Here is a 26,860-nt window from a genome sequence, read left to right on the forward strand (position 1 = left end):
TCCGGCTATGGACGTTTCGGCGGCAAGGCTGCCATCAACGAGTTCACAGAACTCCGCTGGATCACAATCGAAGATCCAAACCAGCATTACCCGTTCTGACAGGTGGCTGCAAAACGGCTCCTGACTTACGGAGCCCTAGGGCGCGCGCGACCACAGAGCTGATCGCGGCTATTTCCGGTGCCGCGATTTCCAGCCTCTTTGCTACAGCGCGTCTGATCAGACCAGCGTTTTCCAATGCGCGGATACCTTCGCGGATCGTCGAACGGTGGACGCGAAGCTACTCTGCAAGTTCGCCTTCTGTGGGAAGCAACTGACCAGTCTTGAGCCGACCGGCCACGATTTGTTCCTCTATCATCCGGGCGACCCGCCTGTACGCAGGCTCAATGTCCACCTGTCGCAAGCCGCCGCTCTCCAACAAATCGGACATACACCGATCCCTCTCTTCAAATTAATCTTGTCACTAGGCGACATAGATTAATTGGACGAGCAATGATCACCGCCAATGCTGCTTATTCAGAAGCGTCGCACTTCAGCCATGTACCTGTCGTCAACTTGACCACGATTACATTGTCAGATAATCCTATAATCCTGCAATGTCGCCGGTCAAGATCCCAATCTCGTCGGGCTGGGGAGATAGTTCTATCTACCTTGGAAAACACGCAGCGTTCCAAAAAGAGCGGAGGAACCTCTTCCGGAACAAAGCCAGCCGCGCGGAAGTGGGGCGGGTATAGAACTATCGACTGTCTGGGAGGAACAGAGATGAACAGTGCCTGCGATACGGTGCGAAGCTCCGTCGTAGAAATGGGCGAGTACCAACCAGAAACCATCGACGCCTTATTTACGCGGGTTGAGCTTTCATGGCCGAAAAACGCCCATGCCCGGTTTACTGTGGCACGACCCGGCGATCTGTTGCTTGTGCGTTCAGCTCACTCTGCTCCGAACAGCTCGTCGCGCCGCCTGCAACGTCATATGAACGATGCCGACAGCCGGTATTACTTCGCCTGTCTGCCATTGATAGGGGGAATACGCGTCAAGCACCTCGGCCGTGAATGCAGCTTGAACCGAGGTCAATTGGGTATTGTCGCCGCCGATCAAGAATATGAGATCGAGATGTCCGATGAGCTCGAGGCGCTCTGGCTGCGCATACCTGCAGAGGTTCTGCGCTCTTACGCCCTGTCGGTGAATGATGTCCTCTGGCGAGCTCTGGATGCGAACAAGGGGATGGGCCTTGCGGTACAGCACCTTGCCAGCAGCGCCTTGAGCGAATTCAATGAAGTGAGCCTAAGGGGTGCAAAGCTTCTTGCGCAGTCTCTGGTCAGCTTTGTCGGTGAAATGGTCAATGCCGAAGTTCATGATGGCGCCGTCGGCTTGAGCCTGCATCGCAAGAAGATCCTGGCTCGCGCTTGCGAATTCATCGAAGCCCATCTCGATGATGAAGATCTTAGCCCGCAAACCATCGCCAACGGCATTGGCATCAGCGCCCGTTACCTGTCGGACATTTTCTCCGCCGAAGGCGTTTCCCCCATGCGGTGGGTTCAGAAGCGGCGGCTCGAAGCCTGCCGCAAGGAGCTGGAGTTGAACCGCAAGGTTGGCTCTCAACTCATTTGCGAGATTGCCTATGCGGCCGGGTTCACCAACGTGTCCAGTTTCAACCGTGCTTTCAAGGCGCAGTATGGCCGTTCACCAAGCGAGTTCATGGGAACAAAACCACAGAATTGATCCAGGCGGATCAATTCTGCAGAGGCGAAATGCCACGCCGTTTCGTATCTTGATAGCTACGCTGCTGGTTCTCGCCGGCGCACGGGGATATGCGCTTTGGTTTCACCCCGAAAAACTCTTCTTGCACGGCAAAGCAATAGTGCCGTTAGCGTGAAGTGAAGCCTGGATATTTCTCTAAACTCGACATTGCAGGAGATCTCACGCCCCTGGGTAGAGAAGATCGTCGGCATGTCATGACTGGAGGAGAGAGGGGATGGCACAACAACACAGGCCGGTTGCGGTCGTAACGGGGGGCCGGCAGGGTCTGGGACGCGGTTGCGCGTTGGCTTTGGCTGACCGTGGATTTGATCTGGTCATTGTCGATCGTCACGACGACGATATTGCACGTGAGACGCTAGCTCAACTCGCAAGCAAAGGTGCTGGCGCGCATTTCGTCAAGGCCGACATTTCCGATCTCGGAACTCTCGAACGACTTGCCCACGAAGCATGGGACGCATTTGGTGCGATCGATTGCCTGGTCAACAATGCCGGGGTCGCGCCGCTGAGACTGAGCAATGTCCTCACGCTCACGCCCGAGGCGTTCGAACACAATATCGGCATCAACTTGCGCGGCAATTTCTTTCTAGCCCAGGCCGTTGGACGCCTGATGCAGGCAGCCGAAGACGGGCCCTACTATCGCAGCATGATGTTCATCACATCGATCGCCGCCAATCACGTCTCTGTCGATATCCCGGAATATTGCATTTCCAAGGCCGGCCTCTCGATGGTCGCCGGCCTCTTTGCGCTGACGCTTGCCGGCTCGGGCATCCATGTCCATGAAGTCCGGCCGGGTTTCATCCGTACGGCCATGACTGCAAGCGAGGGCGCTCCAAGCGAGGCCATCGAGGCTCATATCCGGAATGGCGACGTGCCCATGAATCGGTGGGGTGAAGAGAGCGATGTCGGGCGCACCATCGCAACGCTCGCGGCGGGCGAATTGCCCTATCTGGTCGGTCATCCTGTTTATGTGGATGGCGGCTATGGCATCGCAACCGCATAGGCTTCGAAGCTTGCATTAGACGCATGGGACGGAGTGGCGCTTCGGCATTCGGCTCTGAGATGCCGAAACGCTGTTGCGTCCCCGCTCGGCGCACTTTTGTAGCGAGGCGGAAGCCGCGCGGTGCTCCGTGGCCAAATAGCAAATCTGAAAATGGGAGAGGAGTAAGCAGATGAAGACCCACTTGAAACATGTATGGAAGGCAGCCGGCCTCTGTATCGCACTGAGCGTCGGCGTTCTGGCACTTGGAGGCACGGCGCTTGCCGCCGGGCCGACCTGTGCCGATGGACCGATCCGGTTGGGTGCGGTTTCGACCGTGACCGGCCCGGTGGATTTTTCCGCAGGACCGAAAGCCACAGCGGCCTTTTTCGAACAGCTCAATGCCGCCGGCGGCATCAATGGCTGCAAGGTTGAATATGAGATCGCCGATGATCGCGGCGACCCGTTGGTTGCGGCTCAATCCGCTCGCGATCTCATCGACAATCGTGGAATCGTGGCGATGGTCGGCAATGCCAGCCTACTCGATTGCGGCGTGAACGCCGGTCTCTACCAGCGCTCCAATGTGTTGAGCGTTGCCGGCCTCGGGGTCGACCCGGTCTGCTACAACTCACCCTCGGTCGCGCCGGTCCATCCCGGACCCTACACGCTGACGACTGCCATGCTCTACTACGCCAGCCAGGAACTCGGCGCCAAGAAGCTCTGCGCTTTCAACTATGTCATCGGCGGTTGGAAAGAGGCGATGGAAAACGCCCTGAAAGATTGGGAAACCATCACTGGCAACAAGCTTCAAATAATCGATATGACTTTGCCAGTTCAGGGAGACCTGACGCCGTTCCTCATTCGCGCGCGGGATGAAGGTTGTGATGCCGTGTTCACCAACCAGGTCGAACCGGGGATCGTCCAATGGATCAACACCGCCGATGCCCAGGGGATCACTGGCATCAACTGGCTCTTCCTGGCGTCGGGCTACACCGAAGGCGTCGCGTCTGCCCTGGCGAAATCCGGTCAGCCGATCTATGTCGGCACAGAATGGGAGCCTTATACGCTGTCTTCCGAGGCCAACAAGGATTGGCGCGCCATGGTGACGGAAGCCAAACTTCCGGCCAGTGCGTTCTCGCAAGGTGGCTATCTCGCAGGCCGGATCATCGCCGATGTCATCGCCGGCATCGACGGTCCGGTGACACGCGACACCGTGACTGCGGCTCTCCGCGACATGCAGCCGGCATCCTATCCGATTGCGGCCGGCCCTTATCGCTTCGGAAAGGGAGCGACGGACAGCCCGATGCGCGCGACCAAGGTGGTCAAGCTCGAAGGCGGCGAATGGAAAATCGTCACGCCCGACTGGTTCGTCCTGCCCGCGAAGAAATGATGCATGTGTTTGCCGGGCAGCGATCCAAGGATTGCCTGCCCGGCCTCCTCATCAACCGAGATTGACTTCATGAACGCTCTACTCACGTCCGCGGTCGCAGGGCTTTCCGCCGGCGGTGCCTATGCGATCCTAGGGGTCTGCGTCGTCTTCACCTATAGGCTCGTTGCCGTCGTAAACTTTACGGCGACAGCACTTGGCGCCGTCGGTGCCTTTTCGATGGTTCTGCTCTCCGAACGCGGTCTTCCGCTTCTCCCCGCCACGCTGATCGGCATCGCGGTCGGGACCTTCGCTTCTGTCGCTGTCGGCTTCATCACAACGGTCTGGTTCTCAGGGGCCAACCAATCCGTCAAGGCTGCGGTAACCGCGGCAATCCTCGTCTGCATCGTCGCCTTGGGCCTTCGCTTTACCGGCGGCCAGCATCCGCGGGCATTTCCTGATCTCGTCGGCGGCGCTGGCTTGAGCATCGCAAATGTCATAATAACCAAGGCGTCACTTCTTGCTATTGGACTGGCCCTGCTGCTGACGATTGCCGTCGAGCAGTTTCTGGCCCGCACCCGTACGGGCCTGCAGCTCCGTGCGCTTTCGGAACGGCCAATGGCGGCAGAACTACTCGGCATTCGGGTGCGGTGGCTGGCGCTCGGGGTCTGGGGCGTGAGCGGTGCCGTCACCTGTTTTGCCCTGATGCTGGTTGCGCCTTTGCGGTCACCGGATTTCGGATCGCTCAGTCTGCTCGTCGTGCCGGCGTTTGCAGCCGCCCTGATCGGGTCATTCCGGAGTTTCCGGATCGCGCTGATCGGCGGAATCGTGATCGGTATCATCGAAGGGATCGCCAGCGGCTTTGTTGGTTTGAACCAATATCGGGCGGCAGTGCCGTTCATCGTCATTCTCGTCGTACTTTTGTGGTCACAGAGAGGAGCCCGCTGGGATGAAGCGCGCTAGTGGACTGAACGCTCTGAAAACAGCGGTTTCGATCATTTCGCTCGGCCTGATCTGCCTGTTTCTCCTGCCGGCATACTGGGTCTATCTCGTCACTGCCGTTTTCATCATCGGCGTTTCCCTGCAGAGCATGGGGATAGTGGTCGGTCGGGCCGGCATGATCTCGCTCTGCCAGATGTCCTTTGCCGGAGTGGGCGCCTGGACGGTGGGATATCTCAATCTCGCCGGTTTTCCAGGCGGTTTACCGGTTTGGATCGTCATCGGTGGACTTGCGGCGGTACCGTTCGGGGTCGCAATCGGATTGCCTGCCTTGAGGCTGCGCGGCATCAATCTCGCGATCGTCACTTTGGGCTTTGCCGTTGCATTCGGAGTGGTGCTGGGATCGACGACATTTCCGGGTCAGACGACCTTTACCCTCGTCGCCCGTCCGACAGGTTTCGAAAGCGACACCGGTTACTTCGTCTTCGTTGTCGGGGTCTATTGCCTAATCGCCGTTGCGATCGAGTTTCTCGTACGGTCGCGTCTGGGCGCATCATGGCTTGCAGTGCGCCATTCGGAGCGCGCGGCCGCCTCGCTCGGTGTTTCCGTGCCGCGCGCAAAATTGAGCGCCTTCGCCATCAGCGCCTTCCTTGCGGGAATCGCCGGCGGTTTGCTGACCGGATATATGGGCACCGCGCTTGCCGACAATTTTTCCATGATGCAGTCGCTCACGCTTTTTGCGGTCGCAACCATGGTCGGAGCGCATTTTACCCTCGGGGCCATCATCGGCGGCCTCTTGGTTGCGTTCTTTCCGGAATTGTTGCGACGCCTCAACCTGCCGCAGGATTTCGGCAGCGTTCTGTTCGGTATCGGCGCCGTTCAGGCGTTGAGTACGGGCGAAACGATCAGCGAAACCTTCCTTAGGCTCGGCCTTAAATGGCTGTCGCGCCCGGCAACAGACAAACAACGCGCAGCTGTCGATGCCTTGCCCGCCGCGCGCGTGTTTGCCGAGGCGGAACGGGCGCTCGAAGTGCGCGACCTGACCGTTCGCTACGGCAATGTCGTGGCCGTGAACGCTGCCTCGCTTGCCGTGCCGAGGGGCAAGGTTGTCGGATTGATCGGGCCGAATGGCGCCGGAAAGTCCACTTTCGTTGACGCCATCACGGGGTTCATCCACCAATATGACGGTGAGATCCTGTTTCAGGGCACCAGTATCGACGCCCTAAATGTGACACAACGCGCCCGCGTCGGCATTCGCCGCACCTGGCAAACGACCCGAATAGCGCCTGAACTGACGGTCGGCGACTATATCCACCTGTCTTCGGGCGGAGAACTCGACGACGAGCAGATCGATGCGGTTCTCGCATGGCTCGGCTGCCCTTCAGCCGATGCGCTGATCGATACGATCGACGCCGGTGCCAGGCGATTGCTCGATGTTGCCGGTGTCGTCGCAGCCCGCCCGCCCGTCATTCTGCTCGATGAGCCGGCGGCGGGCCAATCCTATGCCGAGGCCGTGATGCTCGGCCAGCGGATTGCAGAGATCCCCTCTCGGTTCGGATCTTCGGTTCTGCTGATCGAGCACGACATGGACCTGGTTCGAACGGCTTGTTCGGAGGTGACGGTTCTCGATTTCGGCACGGTCATCGCGACGGGGCCGACCCGCGACGTGCTGGCCATGCCGATCGTGCAAAAAGCCTATATGGGCATCGATATCGATCTGGAGGCAGCCGAATGACCATGCTGGAAGTACGGGCGCTCGTCATTCACAGAACGAACATTCCGGTGGTGCGGGGTGTCAGCCTCATCGCGCGGGCCGGCGAAATCAGCGTGCTTCTTGGCGCCAATGGCGCCGGCAAGACAACCTTGCTTGAGGGGATTTCGGGCGTTGCACCGGTCGCAGATGGAGAGGTCCTGCTCGAAAACGTTAACCTCTCTCGGGAGGGAGCCGGCACCAGATCGCGGGCCGGACTGGCGCATGTCGAACAGGGCCGCACGGTTTTCGGAAGCATGACGACCGAGGAAAATTTGCTGGTCGGTCAACGAGATGACGCGGCCCTCGATCAGATTTACGATCTCTTTCCAGAGCTTCTTGCCCGGAGGGACATCCAGTCCCGCATGCTCTCGGGTGGCGAACAGCAGATGGTGGTCATTGGTCGGGCGCTGGCTGGCCGCCCGAAGGTTTTGCTGATCGACGAGATGTCTGCCGGGCTGGCACCTGTCGTGGTCAGCAGGCTGATGAAGGGTGTCCGGCGGTTGGCTGACCAGGGCCTGGCCGTGGTGCTGGTCGAACAGTTTGCCCATCTGGCTCTGGAGATCGGCGATCGTGCCTATGTGATGCGGCGCGGCCGTGTAGTCTACGAAGGCGATTGCGCCTCTCTCCGCAATGATCCAGCGCGGCTCCATCACCTTTATCTCGGCGATCTCAACGACGCGGGCGTCGACGTCGTCTAACGCGTGCCGCCAGACGAGATCATCGACACGATAGCAGCATTCAATTCAAAGGGAGTGAAACGAATGACCGGACGAAGACTGGATGGCAAGGTTGCTGTCATCACCGGCGGCGCCAGCGGTATCGGCCAGGCGTGCGCGTTACGATTTGCGGAAGAAGGCGCCCGGATCCTGATCGCCGACATGAAGCCGGGTGAGGAGACATTGCAGCGCATCCGTGCGGCTGGGGGGGAGGCCGAGACACTGATCGTCGATACGACCTCTGACCGCGATTGCGAAAGCATGATCGACACGGCGGTGGAGCGGTTCGGCCAGGTCGACGTTGGGGTTTTTGCGGCCGGCATCCGGCTTGATCCGATCCCCATGCTGGAACTCGACACGCCTGTCTTCCAGCGAATGCTCGATATCAATCTGACAGGGGTGATGCGTTCAGCGCGCGCATTGGCGCGCAAACTGATGACACAGGGGACGGGTGGATCGATCGTCAACATTGCCTCGACCGCAGGCAAGATACCGATCGAGGGTTCGGGCGCCTACTGCATGGCCAAGGCGGGAGTGATCATGCTGACCAAGGTGATGGCGCTTGAACTCGCCCAGACGGGTATTCGCGTGAATGCCGTGGCGCCGGGCTTCACCTCAACACCGATGTGGGACGTTGCCGAAGACAGTAACGAGAACCGCTGGGCAATGGCAATGACACCGATGAAACGCACCGGCACGCCGCACGAGCAGGCCAATACCTGTCTTTTCCTGGCCTCCGACGAGAGCAGCTATATGACCGGTCAGACACTTTATTCTGCCGGTGGCCAGTTCGTCGATTGAAGTTACCGGAAGAAGAGTATGAGCAATCGCACGATGCCAAACATATTCATTACTGGAGCGGCATCAGGAATCGGGGCGGCCACCGCCCGTCTTTTTGCTGCCCGCGGATGGCGCGTCGGCTTGGCCGACCGCGATGTCGAGACCCTGGAACGGCTGGGCCATGACCTGGGCTCGAACGCCATGGTACTCCCGCTCGATGTGCTCGATCCGGCGACTGTCGAAAGTGCATTGGCAACTTTTGTCGGACCGGAGAACAAACTGGCAGCGTTGTTCAATTCCGCCGGTCTCCTCGACATGCGACCTTTCGCCGAAACTCCACTTGAGCGGCTGCATGCCATCCTCGATGTCAACATCAAGGGTGTCGTCAACTCTATCGCTGCAGCCACCCCCTATCTCAAGGCTCATGGGCATGCCGCCATTGTGACCATGAGTTCGGCGGCCGCCATTTACGGTGTTCCCGATCTGGCGGTCTATTCGGCGAGCAAATTTGCGATTCGGGGGCTTACGGAAGCCCTAAATATCGAGTTCGAGAAAGCGGGCGTCCGGGTGAGCGACGTCATGGTCGGATATGTCGACACGCCGATACTCTCCAAAGCGGAGACGACGGCAAAATCCGTTGCCCTGAGCGGTGTCAACGTCACTGCGGACAAGGTGGCCGAAACGGTCTGGCGGGCTGTCTCAGGGCAGCAAGTGCATTGGTTCGTACGTGAGGAGGATCGCGCTGCCGCCGACCACTTCGATGCGACCCCCCGCGAGCTGCGGCACGAACTCATCCGTCCGGCCACGGGATATTGATCCTCTACCGCTGCGGCAAAACAATTGTGCCGCGAGCGCGAAAACCGGCCGAAGGAATTGGTCTAACCTTGCGAGAATGGAAGAACGCGGCTCTGCCGCGATTTTTGGGAAACGCACGCAACGGCCGGTTTGGGAGAGGCGAATGCAAAACGCCTGTTCCTCCGTGTTTGTATGGCGTGAAGGAGGAGCATAGTGATGGAACAAGACAGTAGCGCAATACCGCTCGCATCCGGGGTCGTGACCCGACAAATCAAGGTCGGGGGCATCCCGGTGACCTATCATGACGCCGGACGAACGGAGGCCGGTCATCCGCCGATCGTGCTGGTGCATGGATCTTCGGGAAGTACGCAAGGACATTTCGGTTTTCTGTTTCCAATGCTGGCGGTACGTCATCGGGTCATTTCGATCGATCTCGCCAATCCCGTAAAGCCGGATGAAGCGCTGGAAATCGAACATATCGAAGAACAGGTGCTTGCCGTCATGGATGATGCGGCGCCGGGCCAGAAAGTAACGCTCCTCGGGTTTTCGCTTGGGGCAGTGGTGGCAGCTTCTGCTGCGGCGCGCTATCCGGATCGCATCGCGAACCTCGTTCTCCTGGCTGGCTGGGTCAAAACCGATCTGAAACAGACCCTCTTCAATCGCGTCTGGCACGCGCTGCGCAAAACCAATTCGCCGCAACTCGATGATTATACCATTTATGCGGCCTTCGGTTCACCATTCCTCTCCAGCAAGACGTTCGCAGATCTCGCCGGCGGAGCCGCGATGCCGCTCGACGATTTCGTTGACAAGCAGATGGAACTGAACAGCCGCGTCGATATCTCCGACCTCGTGCCGCAAATCCGGGCGACCACCCTGGTGATTGCCTGCACCCACGACACAATGGTGCCTGTGCATCATTGCCGGGCTCTGTTCGGCATGATCGAGGATGCACGATATGTCGAGGTCGTTTCCGGACATGCGGTGGTATTCGAGCGTCCGGCGGAAGTGCTGCGCCTGGTCGACAATTTTGCGCGCGATCCGCTGGCCTACCCAGCCGGATCGATCATTCCCGAGATCAAGCCGTAAGCGAGGAGGAGACCGAAATGACAGTAGAATGGACCATCCACGAAACCTCCCTCATCATTGTCGGCGCTGGCTTCAGCGGCCTCGGCATGGCTATGAAACTGAAACAGAAGGGAATGGACGATTTCGTCATTCTCGAACGTGCTGACGATGTCGGTGGCGCCTGGCGCGACAATACCTATCCGGGGGTGGCCTGCGATGTACCCTCGCATCTCTATTCCTTCTCCTTCATGCCGAAGCCCGATTGGTCGCGGGTCTTCTCGCCCGGTGGGGAAATCTGGGACTATCTCCGCGATTGTGCCCGCAAGACGGGCCTGGTGCCGCATATCCAGTTCGGCGCAGAGATGCTGCAGGCGAACTGGGACGAAACCGGTCGGCGCTGGACTGTGGAGACGACGCGCGGCGTCTGGCGCGGGCGCTATCTCATCACCGCAACCGGGGTTCTCGCCGACGCACATTTGCCGGCAATGCCCGGGCTCGAAAGTTTCCATGGCTGCTCCTTCCATTCCGCACGCTGGGACCATGCCGCGGATCTGAAGGGCAAACGTGTAGGTGTCGTCGGTTCCGGCGCGTCTGCCATCCAGATCGTGCCGGAAGTTTCGAAGGTAGCGAGCGAGGTCGTGGTCTTTCAGCGCAGCGCGCCCTACATTATCCCGCGGCCCGATCGGGCCTACACAGAAGCGGAAAAGCGCACCTTCACCCGGCTGCCGGACACGATGACGGCTCTTCGTTCCGAAATCTTCTGGTTTGGCGAATATGCCTATGCGCAGCGGCGCGCCGTACCGGCTTTCGTTGCCGAAGCGCGCAAAATGGCCCTCGACCACCTTGCGGCCCAGGTGCCTGATCCCACGCTCCGTGCGAGCCTCACACCGGATTACGAAATCGGCTGCAAGCGCGTGCTGATTTCCAACAATTATTATCCGTCATTCAACGAGAAGCACGTGAGTCTTGAAACATCGGCCCTGGCGCGGGTCGACGGCAGCAAGGCCGTTGCCGCAAGCGGAATGTCCTACGACCTCGACGTGCTGGTTTTTGCTACCGGCTTCGAGGCGGCGGAACCGCCGGTAGCACATCGCATCCATGGTCGTGAGACCAGTCTGGCCGAGCGATGGACCCGAGGAATGCAGGCATACGATTCCATCACAGTTCCGGGCTTCCCCAATCTTTTCATGATGCTCGGGCCCAATACCGGTCTCGGCCATCACACCATGGTCTATATCCTCGAGGCACAAGTGGACTATATCCTCGGCGCTCTCGATTACGCCAAGGCGAGTGGCTCGGAGACCCTGGAAGCGAGTGTCGAAGCCGAGGCGCGCTATGTCGCAGCAATCGAGCAGCGGAGCGCTGGAACCGTCTGGCTCGCCGGAGGCTGCAATTTCTGGTACCGCGACCCCAACAGCGGTCGTCTAACCGTGCTGTGGCCAGATTTCGCCTACGCCTTCCGGGATGAAAACGGAAGCTTCGAACCCGATGGTTATCTCATGGACGGCAAGTCGATAGCGGCTGCGGTTTGATGAAATCGGCGAGACACGGCGGCTAGACCGTCGTGCTCATCGACAAAACAGGGGCGATTTCCGCTCACTGGCGATAGGTTGTCTCAAGCAGTGCCGGCATCGTCTTGCCGGAAATGACGCTCGTCTCCAATTCTCATGAAACAGATGTGCAAGTCTTGGACTTGAGCGGGCACATACGCGCCTTTGACGCGTCTTATGATTGCAACGCGAACGCTCGCTCGAATAAGAGGTTCTGAATTGAATTTTTCGCTCGATGGAAAGTCCGCATTCGTGTCCGGTGCATCTTCCGGCCTCGGTCGCTATTTTGCGCAGACGCTTGCTCAATCGGGAGCCGGGGTCACCATTGCCGCGCGCAGGCGCTCGGCGCTGGATGAAACTGCGGCAACGATTACAAGGGCCGGCGGAAGCGTCTCCATCGTCGAGATGGATGTCACGGACGATCAATCGGTGGAAAGGGCGTTTGCCGGTTCTGCGGGTATCTTCGACATCGTGGTCAACAATGCGGGCGTAACGCATGATGGGCCAGCCCTGCGGACGACGATGGACGATTGGGACCGGGTCATCCAAACGGATCTGGGTGGGGTTTTCCGGGTTGCCAAGGCCGCTGCTAGTCGGATGAAGGAAGCCGGCAACGGCGGTAGCCTCATCAACATCGCGTCGATCCTAGGGATACGGGTTGCGGGCAATGTTGCCGCCTACGCCGCGGCAAAGGCCGGTGTGATCCAGTTGACGCGGTCACTCGCGCTCGAATGGGCTCGCTTCGACATTCGCGTCAATGCGCTTTGCCCGGGCTATATCGAAACAGACCTCAACCGGGAATTCTTTGCCTCTGAAGCCGGCCAGGCACTCATTCGCCGCATCCCGCAACGCCGTCTCGGCCAGGTCGATGATCTCAGGGGCGCGCTTCTGTTGCTCGCATCGGATGCGAGTCGTTTCATTACTGGAACCGAGATCGTCGTGGATGGCGGGCATCTCGTCTCCTCCCTGTAAGGACCAGGTCATGGATTTTACAATCTCTGCTGAAATCGACGATTACCGCAGTCGCATTGCACGTTTCGTCGAGGATGAAATATTGCCGGTTGAAGGCAACCGCGACGCCTATGATGATCATGGGAACATTCGCCTCGACTTTCTCGAGCCTCTCCGGGAAAAAGCGCGTGCCGAAGGCCTCTGGTGTCTGCAACTCAAACCGGAAACCGGTGGTGCAGGGCTTGGCAAGATCGGCATGGCGGTCTGCTACGAGGAGATGAACCGTTCGATCTTCGGGCCCGCCGTTTTCAATTCTGCGGCGCCTGACGACGGGAACATGATGGTTCTCGAGCAGGCGGGGACCGATGCGCAGAAGGCCCGCTGGCTGCAGCCGATCGTAGAAGGAAAGGTCCGCTCTGCCTTTGCCATGACAGAGCCAAATCCCGGCTCTGGTTCAGATCCGTCGATGATGCAGACGACGGCGACGCGCAAGGGGGACAAGTATCTCATCCGCGGGCGCAAATGGTTCATTACCGCGGCCGAAGAGGCGCAGCATTTCATTTTGATGGCGCGAACATCGGATGATGAACGCAAGGGGTTGACGGCCTTTCTGTTCGATCGTGACCAGCCGGGCTGGCGCATCGAGCGGCGCATTCCGATCATGGGGCCGGAGGAACATGGCGGCCATTGCGAACTGGTTTTCGAGGACCTTGAAATTCCCGCAGGGGACATCCTGCTTGGCGAAGGTGAAGGGTTGAAAGTGACCCAGATGCGGCTTGGCCCCGCGCGCCTCACCCATTGCATGCGCTGGCTGGGCCTGTCGAAGCGCTGCGTGGAGATTGCCCGGACCTACGCTGCCGAGCGTTTCGCCTTTGGCGAGAGGCTGTCCAAGCGGGAAAGCATTCGCATGATGCTTGGTGACCTTTCGATGCAGATTGAGATCGGACGGCTCCTGGTCATGAAGGCGGCGTGGGAGCTCGATCGTGGCGGCTATGCGCGAAAGGAGGTTTCGATGGCGAAGATCCATGTAGCCAATCTCCTGCACAAGGCTGCCGATACGGCGATCCAGATCAACGGTGCGCGCGGCTATTCGACGGACACGCCGCTGGAATGGATTTACCGCTATGCGCGTCAGGCGCGCCTGGTCGACGGAGCGGACGAGGTCCACAAGATGGTCCTTGAGCGCCATCTCGACAAGGAAGATCGGCAATTCTGGGCATGGCCAGCAAGCCACAATTGACAGATGTCGGGGGGGAATTCTGATGCGCGATGAGGTCTATCTTGGGTCGAGACCAGCAAATTGCACGCCGCTGACGCCGCTCAACCTCCTTGAGCGCGCGCTGACGGCGCATCCGGACCGGAAGGCCGTGATCTGGGGCGAACGGGTGTGGACCTATGCTGCGTTGGGCAACATCGTATGGGCGCTTGCCAGATTCCTGGCATCGCAAGGTGTCAAAGCGGGCGACGTCGTTTCGCTGATGTGCCCCAACAGACCGGAAATGTTGGCTGCACATTATGCGGTTCCGTTGCTCGGCGCTGTCATCAACTCGGTCAACACGCGCTTGGACCGCGAGACGGTCGCCTATATTCTGTCTCACTCAGAGAGCCGGCTGATGATAGCCGACCCAGGCTGCCGGGACATTGCCGAAGCGGCGGCAGCCGTGGCCGGCGTTCCATTCGTTTGCCTGGCGTCCGATGGGTCCGATGCGCTTTCTGGTCTGGCGCTCCTGGATGCAATGGATCCGATCCCGCCCCATCAATGGGGGCAGGTGGCGCATGAATGGCAGCCGATAGCCCTGAACTACACGTCCGGCACCACAAGCCATCCGAAGGGCGTGGTCTTGCATCATCGCGGCGCCTATCTGAATTCGCTCGGTAATGTGATCGAACTCGGCTTCAACCGGCATAGTATCTATCTGTGGGTACTGCCGATGTTTCACTGCAATGGCTGGTGCCACACCTGGGCCATAACGGCGGCGGGTGGTGTTCACGTTTGCCTGGAACGGGTTGACCCCGCGGAAATCTTTGAGGTGATCGAAAGCGTTGGGGTGACCCACATGGCCTGCGCACCGGTCGTGCTCCATATGCTGCTGAACCATGAGGCGCGCGCCTTGCGCGATCCCTCTCGCGTTGTCACCGTTGCGACCGGCGGTGCTGCCCCGACGAGCGCGCTGATTGCCCAAATGGATGCGCTCGGTTTCGAGTTCATACATCTCTATGGGCTCACTGAAAGCTACGGTCCGTCGACACTGCGTATCTTGAGCGACGCGGAGAAATCACTTTCCATCACCGAAAGGGCAACGCTTCTTGCCCGACAGGGTGTCCAGCACGTGACCGCCAATCGCGTGCGACTTGTCGACGAAAGCAACAACTTAGTTCCTTCGGATGGCAACACGATCGGCGAGATCGTTCTGCAGGGAAATACGCTTATGGCGGGATACTACCGCGACCCGCAGGCGACCGAGGAGGCTTTCAGGAACGGCGTTTTTCACACCGGCGACCTTGCGGTCCAGCATCCTGACGGGCAGATCGAAATCAAGGATCGCGCCAAGGATGTCATCATCTCCGGTGGGGAAAACATTTCGAGCCTCGAGGTGGAAAGCGTTCTGCATCTGCATCCGGCGGTCTTTCTTGCTGCGGTTGTTGCCGCGCCCGATCCGAAATGGGGTGAGGTCCCATATGCCTTCATCGAGCTTAAGCCCGGGCAGTCTGTGACATCGGAGACGCTACGCTCTTTCTGCCGCGAGCATCTGGCGCATTTCAAGGTCCCGAGGAAATTCGTTTTTCTATCGCTTCCGCGGACTGCGACCGGGAAAATCAAGAAGTTTGAACTGCGCAATGATGTGACACACAGGGCGGGGGAAGAAAACTGATATGGCGAATGCGATGTCCCCGTCCCTCGATTTCGATGTCGGCGCCCTGCGGGCATTCCTTGATGATCAATTCGGATCGAGCCGATATCTTGAAATCGAGAGAATTTCCGGCGGACAATCAAACCCGACCTATTTTGTCACGCATGGTACACTACGGATGGTGCTCCGGAAGAAGCCCGCAGGACTTATCTTGAAGGGCGCGCATGCGATTGATCGCGAATTTCGTATTCTATCGGCCCTAAACCCGGTCGGCGTTCCGGTACCGCGCCCAATTCTCTTCCATGAAGATCCCGGGTTGCTAGGGACGCCGTTTTATCTGATGGATCGGGTTGATGGTCGCGTTTTCACGGACTGTGCCCTCCCGGGTTTGGAGCCGGATGAGCGGCATGCCATCTGGATGGGAGCCGCCGATGCGCTTGCTGCGATGCATTCGGTAATTCCAGCGGATATCGGTCTTGGCGATTTCGGTCCGCCCGGTAACTACTTCGAGCGTCAGATCGCGCGCTGGACAAAACAATGGTTGAATTCGTCGCTACACTCGACCATCCCTGCGCTCGACAACCTTGTTGAATGGCTTCCCGCCAACCTGCCGCAGGACGATGGCATGGTACGGCTGGCTCATGGCGATTTTCGCATGGGCAATTTGCTCTTTCATCCGACAGAGCCCCGAGTGGTCGCGATCCTGGACTGGGAACTCTCGACCTTGGGCCATCCGCTCGGCGATCTCGGCTTCTGCGTCATGCCATGGCATACCAGCCCGGAAGAATATGGCGGTATACTCGGCTTTGACCGAAAGCGTCTCGGGATTCCGGAAGAGGCGGAATTTGTCGAACGCTATATGGCTGCGGTCCCCGCCATCGCGCCGCTTCTTCCATTCCACAAGGCATTCGCGCTCTTTCGTTTTGCCGTTATCTTTGTAGGCATTGCTGATCGCGTGCGCGCTGGAAATGCAGCTGCGGAAAATGCGGCTGAGGTCATTCCTCTTGCAACCCGCTTTGCGGAGCGAGCGCTTGAGATAGTGTTCGACGTTGTCCACGAAGCGTAGTCGCCAGAAAGCCCGCGCTATGCGATTTCAAATCAGCTCGGAGTGCCTTCTGCCCGAATTGGGTATATCATACATGTGAGTGATAGATACGCATACTGCCTGATCTGAGATCCAATATCGCTACGCCCATTTTGGAGAGTCTTAGGCTTTGCTCTGGGACCAGACCTTGGACCGCCGGAAATTGGTGTTTCCGCCTGTCATCACGCTGGCGGGCTGGTTGCATCATCAGGATTGTGCATGCAATCGGAAGCCTTTATACAGCCTATGATTGCTGCTAGTCTTGATTATAATTTTAGTGCGATATCTTCAACGGTGCCTCAACCACCATCCCTAATCGGCGCGTACAGATCACTTTGTACCGCCCACAGTAAGGACCCTTCTTTCACGGCAAATCAATAGCGCCGTAAGCGTGAAGTCGATTGACATTTTCTGCTTAGTATCCTGCGAAACTTCTCCCTGCCTTGCGCAAGAATTTAAGCTTCAATTGGGAATAGAAAAAAGTTCCGCAAGATGGATTATGCAGCCATTGGTTAGTTTTGGCGTGAAGGGCATGTAGGATCTGTACCGCCTAGCGACCTCGTGGAGTTTATCATGCAACAGTGGCCGGACAAGTTAACAGACCTCGCTGCAATTCCTGGCGACGAAAGCATCTTGAAAGACGCGCTGGCAACCTTTACCCAACAAATTGGTTTTGGAGGCTATGCCTATCTCAACATCCAGCCAGGGCGTTCGCTTGCAATCTCGAACTATCGTCAGGAATGGCAAGCCGACTATTTCGCGCGGGACTATCTTGCGATTGATCCGGTAATCCGGCGAGCAAAGTTCCTGAAACGAGCCTTCGCCTGGAGCGGTAAACAGGAGAGTCCACAGCTATCGAAAGCTGAACGCTCGTTCTTTGCGCATGCAGCCGATTTTGGAATTCGCTCCGGCATCACGGTGCCCATCAAGGCCGCACACGGTTCCATGGCCATGTTCACGCTTGCCTCGGAGAAGCCGGCAATCGACCTGGACCGCGAGATCGACCCTGTCGAAGCTGCATCCGCCGTCGCGCAACTTCATGCCCGCATCAATTTCGCTGATCCGACCCCGAGTGTCGAGGAGCCGATTGGACTGGATCCCAAAGGGGCGGCCTATCTGAGTTGGATAGCTGTCGGGAAGACTATGGAGGAGACAGCGGACCTAGAGGGCGTCAAGTACAACAGCGTGCGCGTCAAAATCGCCGAAACGAAGAAGCGGTTTGACGTGCACACACTGACCCATCTCACTGCCGTCGCTATCCGCCGAAAGCTAATCTGAGCCTCAGTTCATCGACACTTTCGGAATATGACCAAGAATGGTGACCAGCGTGTTCACCACATACATCTGCGCATGCATCTCCATGCAGGACTGGATGTAAGTGAGGTGCTGCACGCCGCCCGCCTCCTTACCAGATTTGTAGGTGTCGGGCAGTGCCTGGAACAGCCGATCTGCAGTGTCGACCAGACGCCGATGGGTCCGGATAGCATCCACCGTCAAGCTCTCCAGGTCAGCCTTGGGCAGACCCTGCGTCAGCCCGTACACGGGACGCATTTCGAGTTTGTCTTCCGATATTGGCGCGTCTGGTGTCATTCGATCCAGTCTCCGGCTTGTCCGCGGTGCGCCCCCGCAAACGTTAATCCCTGATCCCAAGCCGGGGGTTGGAAACTGTACCTGGACAGTCCTGCGACCTTTAGTACCGGAGCACCTGGACATACGTCACAGGCCCCCGGCCAATCGGTCAGAGGATTCTGGTGCTGCAACGGCCAGCGCCAACCGCCAGATAGAGGTTTCCACACCTCGAGGCAGCGCGTACTGCCCTATTCGCCCTTATAGAGGGCGGAAGCTGAATTCGCCAGTGCAAACATGCACATGATCACGTAAGTCGCGCTGTGACTTTCGCGAGCATCAATGTCATTTGGCACCGATACCGGAGAGATCGACACGAATACCCGCCTTGTTGGGATCATCGCTGCGGGCCACATTCTCCGACGGCTTGCTTGCGTTCAACTCGGCAGAATCTGCTGACTCCTCGATCGCGTCACTCGTGTGCTCGTCCCTGCCAGCTTCAGGGGCCTTTATCTCACCAGGGTCCGGCGCGCTGAATACGGCCGTTCCCTCGAAGAATCCCGTCTGCCAGGCGATGATCGCGTCCTCGAGCACCTGCGGAAGAACCTCTTTTTCACTGGGATTACCGTACCATTTCATGACGATACGATAGACTTTGGCGAAGAGCGCGGTGCCCATACGGAGATTTTCGCAAGGATCGACCAGGTCTGGTTTCAGCGCACCGGCCTCCATGATACCGAGCCCCGCCGGATATTGTGTGATGCCGACGCGGATCGTCTCTCGGCCGATATGCTTGCGGATCAGGCCCATCGCCTCGTCCGCTGTCTTCGGTTTCGGCACGAGCACGATCCTGTTTCCGGACCGGACTGTGATCTCGAGCGGATCCTCCGACCCCGCCCGCTCAATGAACTGTTCGACAATCGCGGGCTTTAAGCCCGGATCGGCGCATTGTTTGATGAGGGCGGCATCGACCATCCCGGCTTCTCCTCATGTGTTGAAGGCCATGACGACGGGCAGGTCGAAGAGCTTCGCCCAGGCGGTAGCGCTCGCCTTCTGGATTGCAACGATCGAAGTGCCTTCGGTCCACCAGCCGTTTCCCGTGGCGACGATGATGGCTGGGGAACGCAGCATCGACTGCAACACCGGCCAGAGGATTAGTTGCTCGTAGCAGATCAGCGGCGCAATCCTCTTGCCATCGACCTCGACAACCGGGTTGCCGAAGAGGTTGGCGCGGGCACCACCGCCTTGCCGCGTCCACCGAAGCCATGGCTGCCACATCGAGACAGGGACCGGCATGCGCTCGCGATAGAGGATCCGCGCCTCGTCGGCCGAGATCGTTACCATGACGTTGTCGTAGCCTTGCTGCTCGACGACAGCCGCGCCGGCGATGATGGTGAGGCCGGACCCGCGCAACCCCTCCCGCCAGAGACGCGCGACCGTCGGCGTCCAGAAACCGAGCGCGCTTTCAGGCAGCACCACGACACTGACGCCGGCATCCGCAGACGCGGTCAGGCGCACCGTGGCAATCTGGTCACGGTGATACTCGAGCGACCCATCGCGACCGAGCGTCTGGCCGTATTCAAGCTCGACGCCTCTCCATACCTCCGGTAAGCTTGGCTTCGTCCACGTTGCTGCGGACCAGAGCCAGAAGCCTCCGAGGCCAATGGCGGCAGCCAGCCGATATCTCGTCACCATTGCGAGCAGGCCGGCTGCCGTTGCGAGCAATCCCCACCATCCCCATCCGGGAAACAGTACGCCAGCTGCGGTAAGCGGATGCGCCCACCCAGTGATGCCGAAGGGCGGCAGCCCCATCAGCGCCGCAGCCACCAGATAGCGCACCGCCCTCCCTATTCCCGGACGCCTTGTCCACGCGACCGCATGTACGGCGACGAAGGAGGCCGAGGCCGCGAACCAGAGAAGGAAGCCCGGCCAAAGATCGGCTGAAAAGAAGTTCGCGACGCCCTGCGGCAGACCGCGCGAGGCCGCCAGGAAATAGCCAGCCGACACGAGCGCCGCGACCATGCGCGACGGCGACATCGCCCAAAGCGCTGGAAACAGCATCGCGACCGGAAGGGTGAGCACATTGCTGCTCCAGCCGAGTGAGCCGCAGGCGACGGATGCGACGATGAGCAACGCAGATCGCCAATGGCCAGCAATGTGATCACGGATCGAAGGTAAGGACCTGGCGGGCGAGGCCGAGAAGGCCACTGTCCGGAACCGGTCCGAAGTATCGGGAATCATAGGAGCTCGCAAAAAAGGAGTGGAGATAGAGATGTCCTGATGGCACGTTGCCACCTGGATATGGCGCGATCGTCCTGCCCTCTCCGTCCGTCTTCCGGACGGCGGATGCGGCAAGGGAACGGCCGTCGATCGCGACGTGATCGGTAATTTCGACGTGCTGTCCGGGAATCGCGGCGACCGTCTTGATCAGCGGCGCAAACCCACCGGCGCACAAGCCCCGCCGGAGATATCCTCGCAGTCGCGCTTCCTCGAACGGTGCGGTCGCAGGCGAGCAGATGAAGACAATATCCCCAGCCTTTACCGGACGATCGAGTTTCTCGATGCGCCAGAGCCCGAGCGGCTCGCTCGGCGTCAGGTTTAGCCGATAGCCGCCGACGGTCGCGATCGTGCCAACGCTGGCGACAGCCATCAACAACGTGCTCAACAGCATGATCGCACCGCGCCGCTTCATTGCTTCACAACCGGAGTCTGGCGTTGCGCGAGACGCAATTCCTCTACCTGCCGCAGGGTCTCGGTCGTACGCTCATCGGCGGCGAGCTGCTGGGCCGTGCGCATGACCGGCCAGGCTTCCTTGAGACGTTCCTTCACCTCGGGCTGCATTCCCTCGGAGAGTTTGTCGAAGAGTTTGCCCGATGGCTCACGTGCGGCATTGGTCAGCAGGATGCGTTCGCCAAACCGTTGGGCTACAGCCTTGTTGAACTCGTCAATCTCCAGCTTCGTCTCGCGATTGCTCAGCGCATATGCAAGTGCGGCCGGCAGATCGTTCCTGTCGATCGCGTCACGTACGCGCTCCAGCACGGCGCGCGCGGCCGGAGACAGCGCCGGTATGTCGATCGAGACACGCTGGCGCAGCGTGTTCTCTTCGGCTTCATGCCGTTGCACCGCGCTCTCGCGCATCTGCAGATAGCGTTCCAGGTCGCGTTTCAATGCGGGCACATTGACCTCGGCGATGCGGCGCGCCTCGCGATCCGTCTTGCTGGCAAGAATGCCGGTCTTGCCCTTGAGCGGCCCGATCGACATCGGCTCGGTCTCAAGCTTCTGCAGCACCTGTCGCGCCGTGTCCCTGTCGGCCAACACGGCATCAAAGTTCATCGCCCGAAACGCCGTCTCGGGATCAGCGAAGACATAGCGGAAGCGGATCGAGACCTCCTCCCATTGCTTCTTCAGCGCCAGATCGGCGTCGAGTTTTTGCTCAACCGTGTCTGCAACGGAATTCTCGAACCGGGTGATGCCGGCGACCATGGGTTTCGACTCCTTGGCTGATTGTGTTGGCGGGGATTGCCGCAGGCCGAAACGTTCACCGAGCTGGCGAAGGCGGTTGGTGAGATCGGTGAGCTTGCTTTTCTGGCGCAGCGTCCAGTCGAGCCGGTCGCGCAGCAGCGTCCGCGCCACCTGCATGATATGCAGCCCACGGTTTTCGGCGAAGCGAAGCGCCTCGCGGTAGAGCGTGCCGCGCTCGTAGTCGAGCGTCGTCTCCTTGGCATTTTTCCCGGAGAGAACCTTGGTCAGCCCACCATTCATCTCGAAGGAGCGGCGCCCGAAATAGACCTGAAGGTCCTCTCGATGGCGCGTCATCGCGACATAGGTCAGGTGGCGATCCAGAGAGAGTGAAGCCAGCACTTTCACCCGGTCGACAGTGGCGCCCTGGCTCTTGTGGATCGTGGTGGCATAACCGTGATCGAGATCACTGTAGAACCGCTGCTCGACCGTCACCTGCCGGCGCTGATCGCCCTCCCCCACCGTTGCAACGATGCGGTTGGGCGTGGCCTCGATCACACGGCCGATCATCCCGTTCTTGACGCCGAGCGAACCCTCGTTCTTCAGGAAAACGATCTGGTCGCCAGCGTCGAACTGGCGGGTGCCGTCGGCGGTTCTGAATACGTGTCCCTCACCCACAATACCGCGCTCGACCAGCTTTTCGCGCGCCATCATGTTCAGTATGCGAACGTCGCGGCGCAGATGCGCGAGGATCAACGTGGTTTTCTTCTGATCGTAGTCGCGGTTCCAATCAGCGATCAAACTCTCGACGGCTTCCGACTTCAGCTTTTCTCCAACGACATGACCGCGGGTGCGATAGGCCAGCAACCCCCGTTCAACGTTGCCGCGCGCGAGATCGAGCGAGGCATGCCGCATCCACTCCTCGCGCTGGCGGTAGATCGTCTCGAGCTCGGCATAGCCGATACGATCGATGATGGCGCGGAAGGCAGCGCCCGCCTCGATCGGCTGAAGCTGCTCGGGATCGCCGACCAGCACGATCTTCGCGCCGGCCCGGACAACACCATCAACAAAGCCCGCCATCTGTTTCGAGGCGACCATGCCGGCCTCGTCCATGACAAACACGGTCCTGGCGTCGAGCGTGTCACGGCCCTGTTGCCAGCGCAGCTCCCAGGAAGCGAGTGTGCGGGAGACGATGCCCGCCTGCTTCTCCAGTCCCTCGGCCGCCTTGCCGGCAAGGGCGCCGCCGACCACGCGATATCCGGCGAGCTCCCAGGCCTCGCGCGCAGCCTTCATCATCGTGGTCTTGCCTGCGCCGGCGCGGCCGACCACGGCTGCTATCCGCGCGGAACCGGCAATCCGTTCGATCGCCGCCTTCTGCTCGTCGGACAGGCGAGCATGTCGCGCGAACGTCGCCGCCAGCACCTTGTCATCGACGTCATGGGTTTCACGGCGCGACAGCCACATCGCCTGCCGCGCCATCGTCGCCTCGAGCCGGATCATCTCTCGTGTCGAATAGAGCGCCGGCACCTTCGCGCCGGTGGCGAAGTCGATCGTGTCGCGCTGGAGCGGGAGAACTTGCCGGTTCAGGATGATGCTCAACATCAGCTGCTGGAAGACAGCCGGATCATCGACATAGCGATGCAGAACTTTCGCGACATCGCGCTCATCGAAGACGCTCTTTTCCCGCGTGATCAGGTCGAGCACGATCCCAGGGTTTCGAAGAATGCGGCGGGTGTTTTCCGCGCGCCGCGCATCGTTCAGCTCGATCCGATCCAGCTCCAGCCGAACGCCCTGTTTCTCCGCCTTGCGCTCGATCGCCTTCGCGCCTACGCCGAGATGGATGGTCGGTTCCAGATCGATGCCCTGCTTCTCGTAGGATCGGCCATCGACGCGCAGCGAGATCCCATTCAGCGCCAGATGATGATTGAGACGCTCGAACCAGGCGTCACGAAAGGCATTGAAATCATCCGTCCCGCCGGCCCAAAGCTCGTAGACGATCTTTCCCGCCTTGTTGCGCAACGGCTGCCCGTCTTCGCCGAGGATCGGGAGCTTCTTCGCGCCGAACCCGTCCTCGGTCAGAGGACGCAGGGTCGTCATCAGGTGGATGTGCGGATTGCCGGGATTGTCGTGATAGACCCAGTCGGCGACCATGCCCTTAGAGAGGATGTGCCGCTCCACGAAATCCCGCACCAGCGCGATGTTCTGTTCGGCCGTCAGCTCCAGCGGCAGGGCGATGGTCAGGTCCTTTGCGAGCTGGGCGTCGGCACGTTTCTCGAAGGCCTCGACCTTGTTCCAGAAAGCTTCGGATGCGCCGGAAATCGACCGGTCGGCAATCAGCATCCGTGCCCATTTCGGCGCATCGGCCGGAAGCAGGAATTCCTCGTGCAGGAGCCCCTGTTTGCGGGTGTAGTCGATGGTGCGGGCCTCGCGCTCGTATTCCATCCTGGCGCAGTGCCGGTAGGCCGCCGACAGCACGGCGCTGCGGCCGTCGCCGCGGCTGACGATGCTGACTGAGAAGTGGGCGATGGCCACGCGACAAAAGCTCCTGGTTCGGACCTCGTTCGTCGGGAGCTGGCCACGCCGCTCGGGCCTCCACGCAAGGCGTCGCGTCAGCGACGTATAATTGCGCCCTTGGAACCGCTCCTTCGGAACGGCGGGATGATCCTCCAAAGTGTCGGCTTTGCCGACGTGCAAATCTGCACATTTCATCCCAAGGGCATCCGGAGGAGTTTTGGCGTCGCGCATGCAACGCCAAAAGAGCCAAGGAGTGCCACCGGAATGAAGAAGCCGTCGTCGAAGATCAGGGAGGAAATCGTCAGGCTCCAGGAGCAGCTCAAAGCAGCAGAAACACGCGAGGCCGAACGCATCGGCAGGATCGCGCTCAAGGCCGGGCTCGGCGAAATCGAGATCGAGGAAGCCGCGCTTCAGGCGGCGTTCGAGGACATCGCCGGGCGGTTTCGCGGAGGCCAAGGGGCAACAACGCGAGCTACGACCGGAAAGAAGAATGTCGGCGACGGCAGGACCGGCGGCGACACGTCCGCGACGCTCGCGACTGGCTCGAATGCGGGCGGCGCTGGCGAGGCTTGAGCGGATGCAGCGAACCAATTCGAGCGACGCGAGGAAGAAGGATACGCGCGAGAAGATCGAGCTCGGCGGCCTGATCGTGAAGGCTGGCCTGCGCTACGAAAAACGGGCTCTGCTGCTCGGGCTGCTGATCGATGCCGCTGGGCGGATCCGCGGTGACGAAACCGAGCGATCGCGCCTGGCCGCAATCGGCGCGGAGGCATTTGGTCGCGACAATGAATAGGCTCCTTCTCACAATCCTGCCAGCGGCATTGATGATCACCACCATGTTGGCAATGCTGGGCATTGAGACCTGGCTCTCGGGCTTCGGAACGTCGCCCCAAGCGAAGCTGATGCTCGGGCGGATCGGTCTCGCCCTGCCCTACTCGGCCGCGGCCGCGATCGGCATGATGGCCCTGTTCGCGACGGCGGGCGCGGCGAACATCAAGACTGCCGGTTTGAGCGTACTGGCTGGCGCTTCATTCGTCTGCATCGCAGCGATCGCACGCGAAGGGTGGCGGCTGCGTGCTCTTGCTGATCAGGTGCCTCACGGCCAGTCGGTGTTCGCCTATACCGATCCGTCGTCGATGCTTGGCGCGTTCGCCGCCGTCTTGGGCGGCATCTTCGCACTGCGCGTCGCGATCAGGGGGAACGCCGCCTTCGCCAAAGCAGCGCCGCGGCGGATCATTGGAAAGCGCGCCGTGCATGGCGACGCCGACTGGATGAAGATGGCCGACGCCGTCAAGCTTTTTCCCGATGCCGTTGGCATCGTGATCGGTGAACGGTATCGCGTCGACAAGGACAGCGTGGCGGCCATACCGTTTCGCGCCGGTGAGGCGCTGAGCTGGGGCGCCGGCGGCAAGTCTCCATTATTGTGTTTCGACGGCTCGTTCGGTTCGTCGCACGGGATCGTCTTTGCAGGTTCGGGCGGCTACAAGACGACGTCCGTGACGATCCCGACCGCGCTCAAATGGGGTGGCGGCCTCGTCGTGCTCGACCCGTCGAGCGAGGTAGCACCCATGGTCGTCGATCACCGGCGCAAGGCCGGCCGAAACGTGATCGTCCTCGATCCAGCCACGCCCGCGATCGGCTTCAACGCGCTCGACTGGATCGGCCGTCACGGCAACACGAAGGAAGAGGATATTGTCGCGGTGGCGACCTGGATCATGACCGACAATGCGCGCACCGCGTCGGCCCGCGACGACTTCTTCCGGGCATCCGCCATGCAGCTCCTGACGGCGCTGATCGCCGACGTCTGCCTGTCAGGGCACACGGACGAGAAAGACCAGACGCTGCGCCGCGTCCGGGCCAATCTCTCAGAGCCGGAGCCGAAGCTCCGCGAGCGCCTGACACGGATCTATGAGCAGTCAGAGTCCGACTTCGTGAAGGAGAATGTTGCCGTCTTCGTCAACATGACGCCGGAGACGTTTTCCGGCGTCTACGCCAATGCGGTGAAGGAAACGCACTGGCTGTCCTACCCGAACTATGCGGCGCTCGTGTCTGGCGACAGTTTCTCGACCGACGATCTCGCGGAAGGCGAAGCGGACCTGTTCATCGCGCTCGATCTCAAGGTGCTGGAGGCCCATCCGGGGCTGGCGCGGGTCGTCATCGGCTCGCTGCTGAACGCGATCTACAATCGCAATGGCAAAGTCAAGGGACGCACGTTGTTCCTGCTCGATGAGGTCGCCCGCCTCGGCTATCTGCGCATCCTTGAAACCGCCCGCGACGCCGGCCGGAAATACGGCATCACGCTCACCATGATCTTCCAGTCGATCGGCCAGATGCGCGAAGCCTATGGCGGGCGTGACGCGACAAGCAAATGGTTCGAATCCGCGTCCTGGATCTCGTTCGCCGCGATCAACGATCCGGACACGGCCGACTACATCTCGAAGCGCTGCGGCGACACCACGGTCGAGGTCGACCAGACAAACCGCTCCACGGGAATGAAGGGATCTTCGCGATCGCGATCGAAGCAGCTCAGCCGTCGGCCGCTGATCATGCCGCACGAAGTGCTGCGCATGCGCAGCGACGAACAGATCGTCTTCACATCAGGCAATCCGCCGCTCAGGTGTGGGCGCGCCATCTGGTTCCGGCGTGACGACATGAGGGCCTGCGTCGGGCACAACAGGTTTCATCGCGAAGAAGAGAGAGGTGGATGAGAGCCCCGATCGAGGGGGCTTGCATGTG

Annotated in this window: 24 protein-coding genes; 18 read left to right on the plus strand and 6 right to left on the minus strand. The window is 60.1% G+C overall.

What is annotated here, in order from left to right; all coding sequences use genetic code 11:
• Window positions 1–277: 277 nt before the first annotated feature.
• Window positions 278–427, minus strand: a complete 150-nt coding sequence (locus tag Q4481_RS24600) for a GntR family transcriptional regulator (protein WP_354542325.1) — start codon at window positions 425–427, stop codon at window positions 278–280.
• A gap of 332 nt (window positions 428–759) precedes the next feature.
• Between Q4481_RS24600 and Q4481_RS18905 the strand changes: the two genes are divergently transcribed.
• The 15 genes from Q4481_RS18905 (at window position 760) to traR (ending at window position 17,863) form a co-directional block, all read left to right on the plus strand.
• Complete coding sequence (locus Q4481_RS18905) at window positions 760–1,719, plus strand: helix-turn-helix domain-containing protein (RefSeq protein ID WP_304377967.1); 960 nt, start codon at window positions 760–762, stop codon at window positions 1,717–1,719.
• A gap of 253 nt (window positions 1,720–1,972) precedes the next feature.
• Window positions 1,973–2,758 (plus strand): 3-ketoacyl-ACP reductase, encoded by a 786-nt coding sequence (locus tag Q4481_RS18910; RefSeq protein ID WP_304377968.1) that lies wholly within the window; start codon window positions 1,973–1,975, stop codon window positions 2,756–2,758.
• 181 nt (window positions 2,759–2,939) lie between these two features.
• Window positions 2,940–4,124: an ABC transporter substrate-binding protein gene (locus tag Q4481_RS18915; protein ID WP_377353410.1), complete on the plus strand. Its 1,185-nt coding sequence runs from the start codon at window positions 2,940–2,942 to the stop codon at window positions 4,122–4,124.
• A gap of 69 nt (window positions 4,125–4,193) precedes the next feature.
• Window positions 4,194–5,063, plus strand: coding sequence for a branched-chain amino acid ABC transporter permease (locus Q4481_RS18920; protein ID WP_304377970.1), 870 nt, complete (start codon window positions 4,194–4,196; stop codon window positions 5,061–5,063).
• Window positions 5,050–6,774 (plus strand): branched-chain amino acid ABC transporter ATP-binding protein/permease, encoded by a 1,725-nt coding sequence (locus Q4481_RS18925; RefSeq protein ID WP_304377971.1) that lies wholly within the window; start codon window positions 5,050–5,052, stop codon window positions 6,772–6,774. Before Q4481_RS18920 ends, Q4481_RS18925 begins: the two co-directional genes overlap by 14 nt.
• A complete protein-coding gene (locus Q4481_RS18930; protein WP_304377972.1) occupies window positions 6,771–7,490 on the plus strand; it encodes an ABC transporter ATP-binding protein in 720 nt (239 codons plus the stop codon). The genes Q4481_RS18925 and Q4481_RS18930 overlap by 4 nt, the downstream gene beginning before the upstream one ends.
• A gap of 63 nt (window positions 7,491–7,553) precedes the next feature.
• Window positions 7,554–8,309, plus strand: coding sequence for an SDR family NAD(P)-dependent oxidoreductase (locus Q4481_RS18935; protein ID WP_304377973.1), 756 nt, complete (start codon window positions 7,554–7,556; stop codon window positions 8,307–8,309).
• A gap of 18 nt (window positions 8,310–8,327) precedes the next feature.
• The gene (locus Q4481_RS18940; protein ID WP_304377974.1) at window positions 8,328–9,104 is read left to right on the plus strand and encodes an SDR family oxidoreductase; all 777 of its coding nucleotides are present in this window, start codon (window positions 8,328–8,330) and stop codon (window positions 9,102–9,104) included.
• 195 nt (window positions 9,105–9,299) lie between these two features.
• Complete coding sequence (locus Q4481_RS18945) at window positions 9,300–10,169, plus strand: alpha/beta fold hydrolase (RefSeq protein ID WP_304377975.1); 870 nt, start codon at window positions 9,300–9,302, stop codon at window positions 10,167–10,169.
• Between the two features lie 17 nt (window positions 10,170–10,186).
• The gene (locus Q4481_RS18950; RefSeq protein WP_304377976.1) at window positions 10,187–11,680 is read left to right on the plus strand and encodes a flavin-containing monooxygenase; all 1,494 of its coding nucleotides are present in this window, start codon (window positions 10,187–10,189) and stop codon (window positions 11,678–11,680) included.
• Window positions 11,681–11,875: 195 nt separating this feature from the next.
• The gene (locus tag Q4481_RS18955) at window positions 11,876–12,670 is read left to right on the plus strand and encodes an SDR family NAD(P)-dependent oxidoreductase (protein WP_377353398.1); all 795 of its coding nucleotides are present in this window, start codon (window positions 11,876–11,878) and stop codon (window positions 12,668–12,670) included.
• A gap of 10 nt (window positions 12,671–12,680) precedes the next feature.
• Window positions 12,681–13,889, plus strand: a complete 1,209-nt coding sequence (locus Q4481_RS18960; RefSeq protein WP_304377978.1) for an acyl-CoA dehydrogenase family protein — start codon at window positions 12,681–12,683, stop codon at window positions 13,887–13,889.
• 22 nt (window positions 13,890–13,911) lie between these two features.
• A complete protein-coding gene (locus Q4481_RS18965; protein WP_304377979.1) occupies window positions 13,912–15,522 on the plus strand; it encodes an AMP-binding protein in 1,611 nt (536 codons plus the stop codon).
• Between the two features lie 13 nt (window positions 15,523–15,535).
• The gene (locus Q4481_RS18970) at window positions 15,536–16,567 is read left to right on the plus strand and encodes a phosphotransferase family protein (RefSeq protein WP_354542326.1); all 1,032 of its coding nucleotides are present in this window, start codon (window positions 15,536–15,538) and stop codon (window positions 16,565–16,567) included.
• A 591-nt stretch (window positions 16,568–17,158) separates the two neighbouring features.
• Window positions 17,159–17,863: an autoinducer-binding transcriptional regulator TraR gene (gene traR / locus Q4481_RS18975; protein WP_304377981.1), complete on the plus strand. Its 705-nt coding sequence runs from the start codon at window positions 17,159–17,161 to the stop codon at window positions 17,861–17,863.
• 3 nt (window positions 17,864–17,866) lie between these two features.
• On the opposite strand, the gene Q4481_RS18980 is transcribed toward traR, so the two are convergent.
• The 5 genes from Q4481_RS18980 to traA all read right to left on the minus strand — a co-directional run bounded on the left by Q4481_RS18980 (window position 17,867) and on the right by traA (window position 24,142).
• Complete coding sequence (locus Q4481_RS18980) at window positions 17,867–18,175, minus strand: transcriptional repressor TraM (protein ID WP_304377982.1); 309 nt, start codon at window positions 18,173–18,175, stop codon at window positions 17,867–17,869.
• Between the two features lie 321 nt (window positions 18,176–18,496).
• Window positions 18,497–19,126, minus strand: coding sequence for a TraH family protein (locus Q4481_RS18985; protein WP_304377983.1), 630 nt, complete (start codon window positions 19,124–19,126; stop codon window positions 18,497–18,499).
• 12 nt (window positions 19,127–19,138) lie between these two features.
• On the minus strand, window positions 19,139–20,284 hold the full coding sequence (locus tag Q4481_RS18990) for a conjugal transfer protein TraB (RefSeq protein ID WP_304377984.1): 1,146 nt from the start codon (window positions 20,282–20,284) through the stop codon (window positions 19,139–19,141).
• A 28-nt stretch (window positions 20,285–20,312) separates the two neighbouring features.
• Complete coding sequence (traF, locus tag Q4481_RS18995) at window positions 20,313–20,822, minus strand: conjugative transfer signal peptidase TraF (protein ID WP_304378089.1); 510 nt, start codon at window positions 20,820–20,822, stop codon at window positions 20,313–20,315.
• A gap of 17 nt (window positions 20,823–20,839) precedes the next feature.
• Complete coding sequence (gene traA / locus Q4481_RS19000) at window positions 20,840–24,142, minus strand: Ti-type conjugative transfer relaxase TraA (RefSeq protein ID WP_304377985.1); 3,303 nt, start codon at window positions 24,140–24,142, stop codon at window positions 20,840–20,842.
• Between the two features lie 246 nt (window positions 24,143–24,388).
• Between traA and traC the strand changes: the two genes are divergently transcribed.
• From traC to traG, 3 genes are read left to right on the plus strand one after another with little or no spacing between them, the layout of a single operon-like run.
• Window positions 24,389–24,697 (plus strand): conjugal transfer protein TraC, encoded by a 309-nt coding sequence (traC, locus tag Q4481_RS19005; protein ID WP_304377986.1) that lies wholly within the window; start codon window positions 24,389–24,391, stop codon window positions 24,695–24,697.
• A 4-nt stretch (window positions 24,698–24,701) separates the two neighbouring features.
• Complete coding sequence (gene traD / locus Q4481_RS19010; protein ID WP_286300147.1) at window positions 24,702–24,917, plus strand: type IV conjugative transfer system coupling protein TraD; 216 nt, start codon at window positions 24,702–24,704, stop codon at window positions 24,915–24,917.
• A complete protein-coding gene (gene traG, locus Q4481_RS19015) occupies window positions 24,910–26,832 on the plus strand; it encodes a Ti-type conjugative transfer system protein TraG (RefSeq protein ID WP_304378090.1) in 1,923 nt (640 codons plus the stop codon). Before traD ends, traG begins: the two co-directional genes overlap by 8 nt.
• The last annotated feature ends 28 nt before the right edge of the window (window positions 26,833–26,860 follow it).

It is taken from the genome of Fluviirhizobium alvei (genome assembly GCF_030551875.1).
In the GTDB taxonomy this organism is placed as follows: domain Bacteria; phylum Pseudomonadota; class Alphaproteobacteria; order Rhizobiales; family Rhizobiaceae; genus Rhizobium_E; species Rhizobium_E alvei.

Excerpts from the sequence above, each read along its gene's own strand:
- Q4481_RS18940 (WP_304377974.1), top strand. The coding sequence starts at position 8,328 with ATGAGCAATCGCACGATGCCAAACATATTCATTACTGGAGCGGCATCA.
- Q4481_RS18960 (WP_304377978.1), top strand. The coding sequence starts at position 12,681 with ATGGATTTTACAATCTCTGCTGAAATCGACGATTACCGCAGTCGCATT.
- Q4481_RS18930 (WP_304377972.1), top strand. The coding sequence starts at position 6,771 with ATGACCATGCTGGAAGTACGGGCGCTCGTCATTCACAGAACGAACATT.
- Q4481_RS18920 (WP_304377970.1), top strand. The coding sequence starts at position 4,194 with ATGAACGCTCTACTCACGTCCGCGGTCGCAGGGCTTTCCGCCGGCGGT.
- traG (WP_304378090.1), top strand. The coding sequence starts at position 24,910 with ATGAATAGGCTCCTTCTCACAATCCTGCCAGCGGCATTGATGATCACC.
- Q4481_RS18955 (WP_377353398.1), top strand. The coding sequence starts at position 11,876 with ATGATTGCAACGCGAACGCTCGCTCGAATAAGAGGTTCTGAATTGAAT.
- Q4481_RS18985 (WP_304377983.1), bottom strand. The coding sequence starts at position 19,126 with ATGGTCGATGCCGCCCTCATCAAACAATGCGCCGATCCGGGCTTAAAG.
- traD (WP_286300147.1), top strand. The coding sequence starts at position 24,702 with ATGCAGCGAACCAATTCGAGCGACGCGAGGAAGAAGGATACGCGCGAG.
- Q4481_RS18910 (WP_304377968.1), top strand. The coding sequence starts at position 1,973 with ATGGCACAACAACACAGGCCGGTTGCGGTCGTAACGGGGGGCCGGCAG.
- Q4481_RS18925 (WP_304377971.1), top strand. The coding sequence starts at position 5,050 with ATGAAGCGCGCTAGTGGACTGAACGCTCTGAAAACAGCGGTTTCGATC.
- traF (WP_304378089.1), bottom strand. The coding sequence starts at position 20,822 with ATGCTGTTGAGCACGTTGTTGATGGCTGTCGCCAGCGTTGGCACGATC.
- Q4481_RS18970 (WP_354542326.1), top strand. The coding sequence starts at position 15,536 with ATGTCCCCGTCCCTCGATTTCGATGTCGGCGCCCTGCGGGCATTCCTT.
- Q4481_RS18935 (WP_304377973.1), top strand. The coding sequence starts at position 7,554 with ATGACCGGACGAAGACTGGATGGCAAGGTTGCTGTCATCACCGGCGGC.
- Q4481_RS18965 (WP_304377979.1), top strand. The coding sequence starts at position 13,912 with ATGCGCGATGAGGTCTATCTTGGGTCGAGACCAGCAAATTGCACGCCG.
- Q4481_RS18945 (WP_304377975.1), top strand. The coding sequence starts at position 9,300 with ATGGAACAAGACAGTAGCGCAATACCGCTCGCATCCGGGGTCGTGACC.
- Q4481_RS18950 (WP_304377976.1), top strand. The coding sequence starts at position 10,187 with ATGACAGTAGAATGGACCATCCACGAAACCTCCCTCATCATTGTCGGC.
- Q4481_RS24600 (WP_354542325.1), bottom strand. The coding sequence starts at position 427 with ATGTCCGATTTGTTGGAGAGCGGCGGCTTGCGACAGGTGGACATTGAG.
- traR (WP_304377981.1), top strand. The coding sequence starts at position 17,159 with ATGCAACAGTGGCCGGACAAGTTAACAGACCTCGCTGCAATTCCTGGC.
- Q4481_RS18980 (WP_304377982.1), bottom strand. The coding sequence starts at position 18,175 with ATGACACCAGACGCGCCAATATCGGAAGACAAACTCGAAATGCGTCCC.
- traC (WP_304377986.1), top strand. The coding sequence starts at position 24,389 with ATGAAGAAGCCGTCGTCGAAGATCAGGGAGGAAATCGTCAGGCTCCAG.
- Q4481_RS18905 (WP_304377967.1), top strand. The coding sequence starts at position 760 with ATGAACAGTGCCTGCGATACGGTGCGAAGCTCCGTCGTAGAAATGGGC.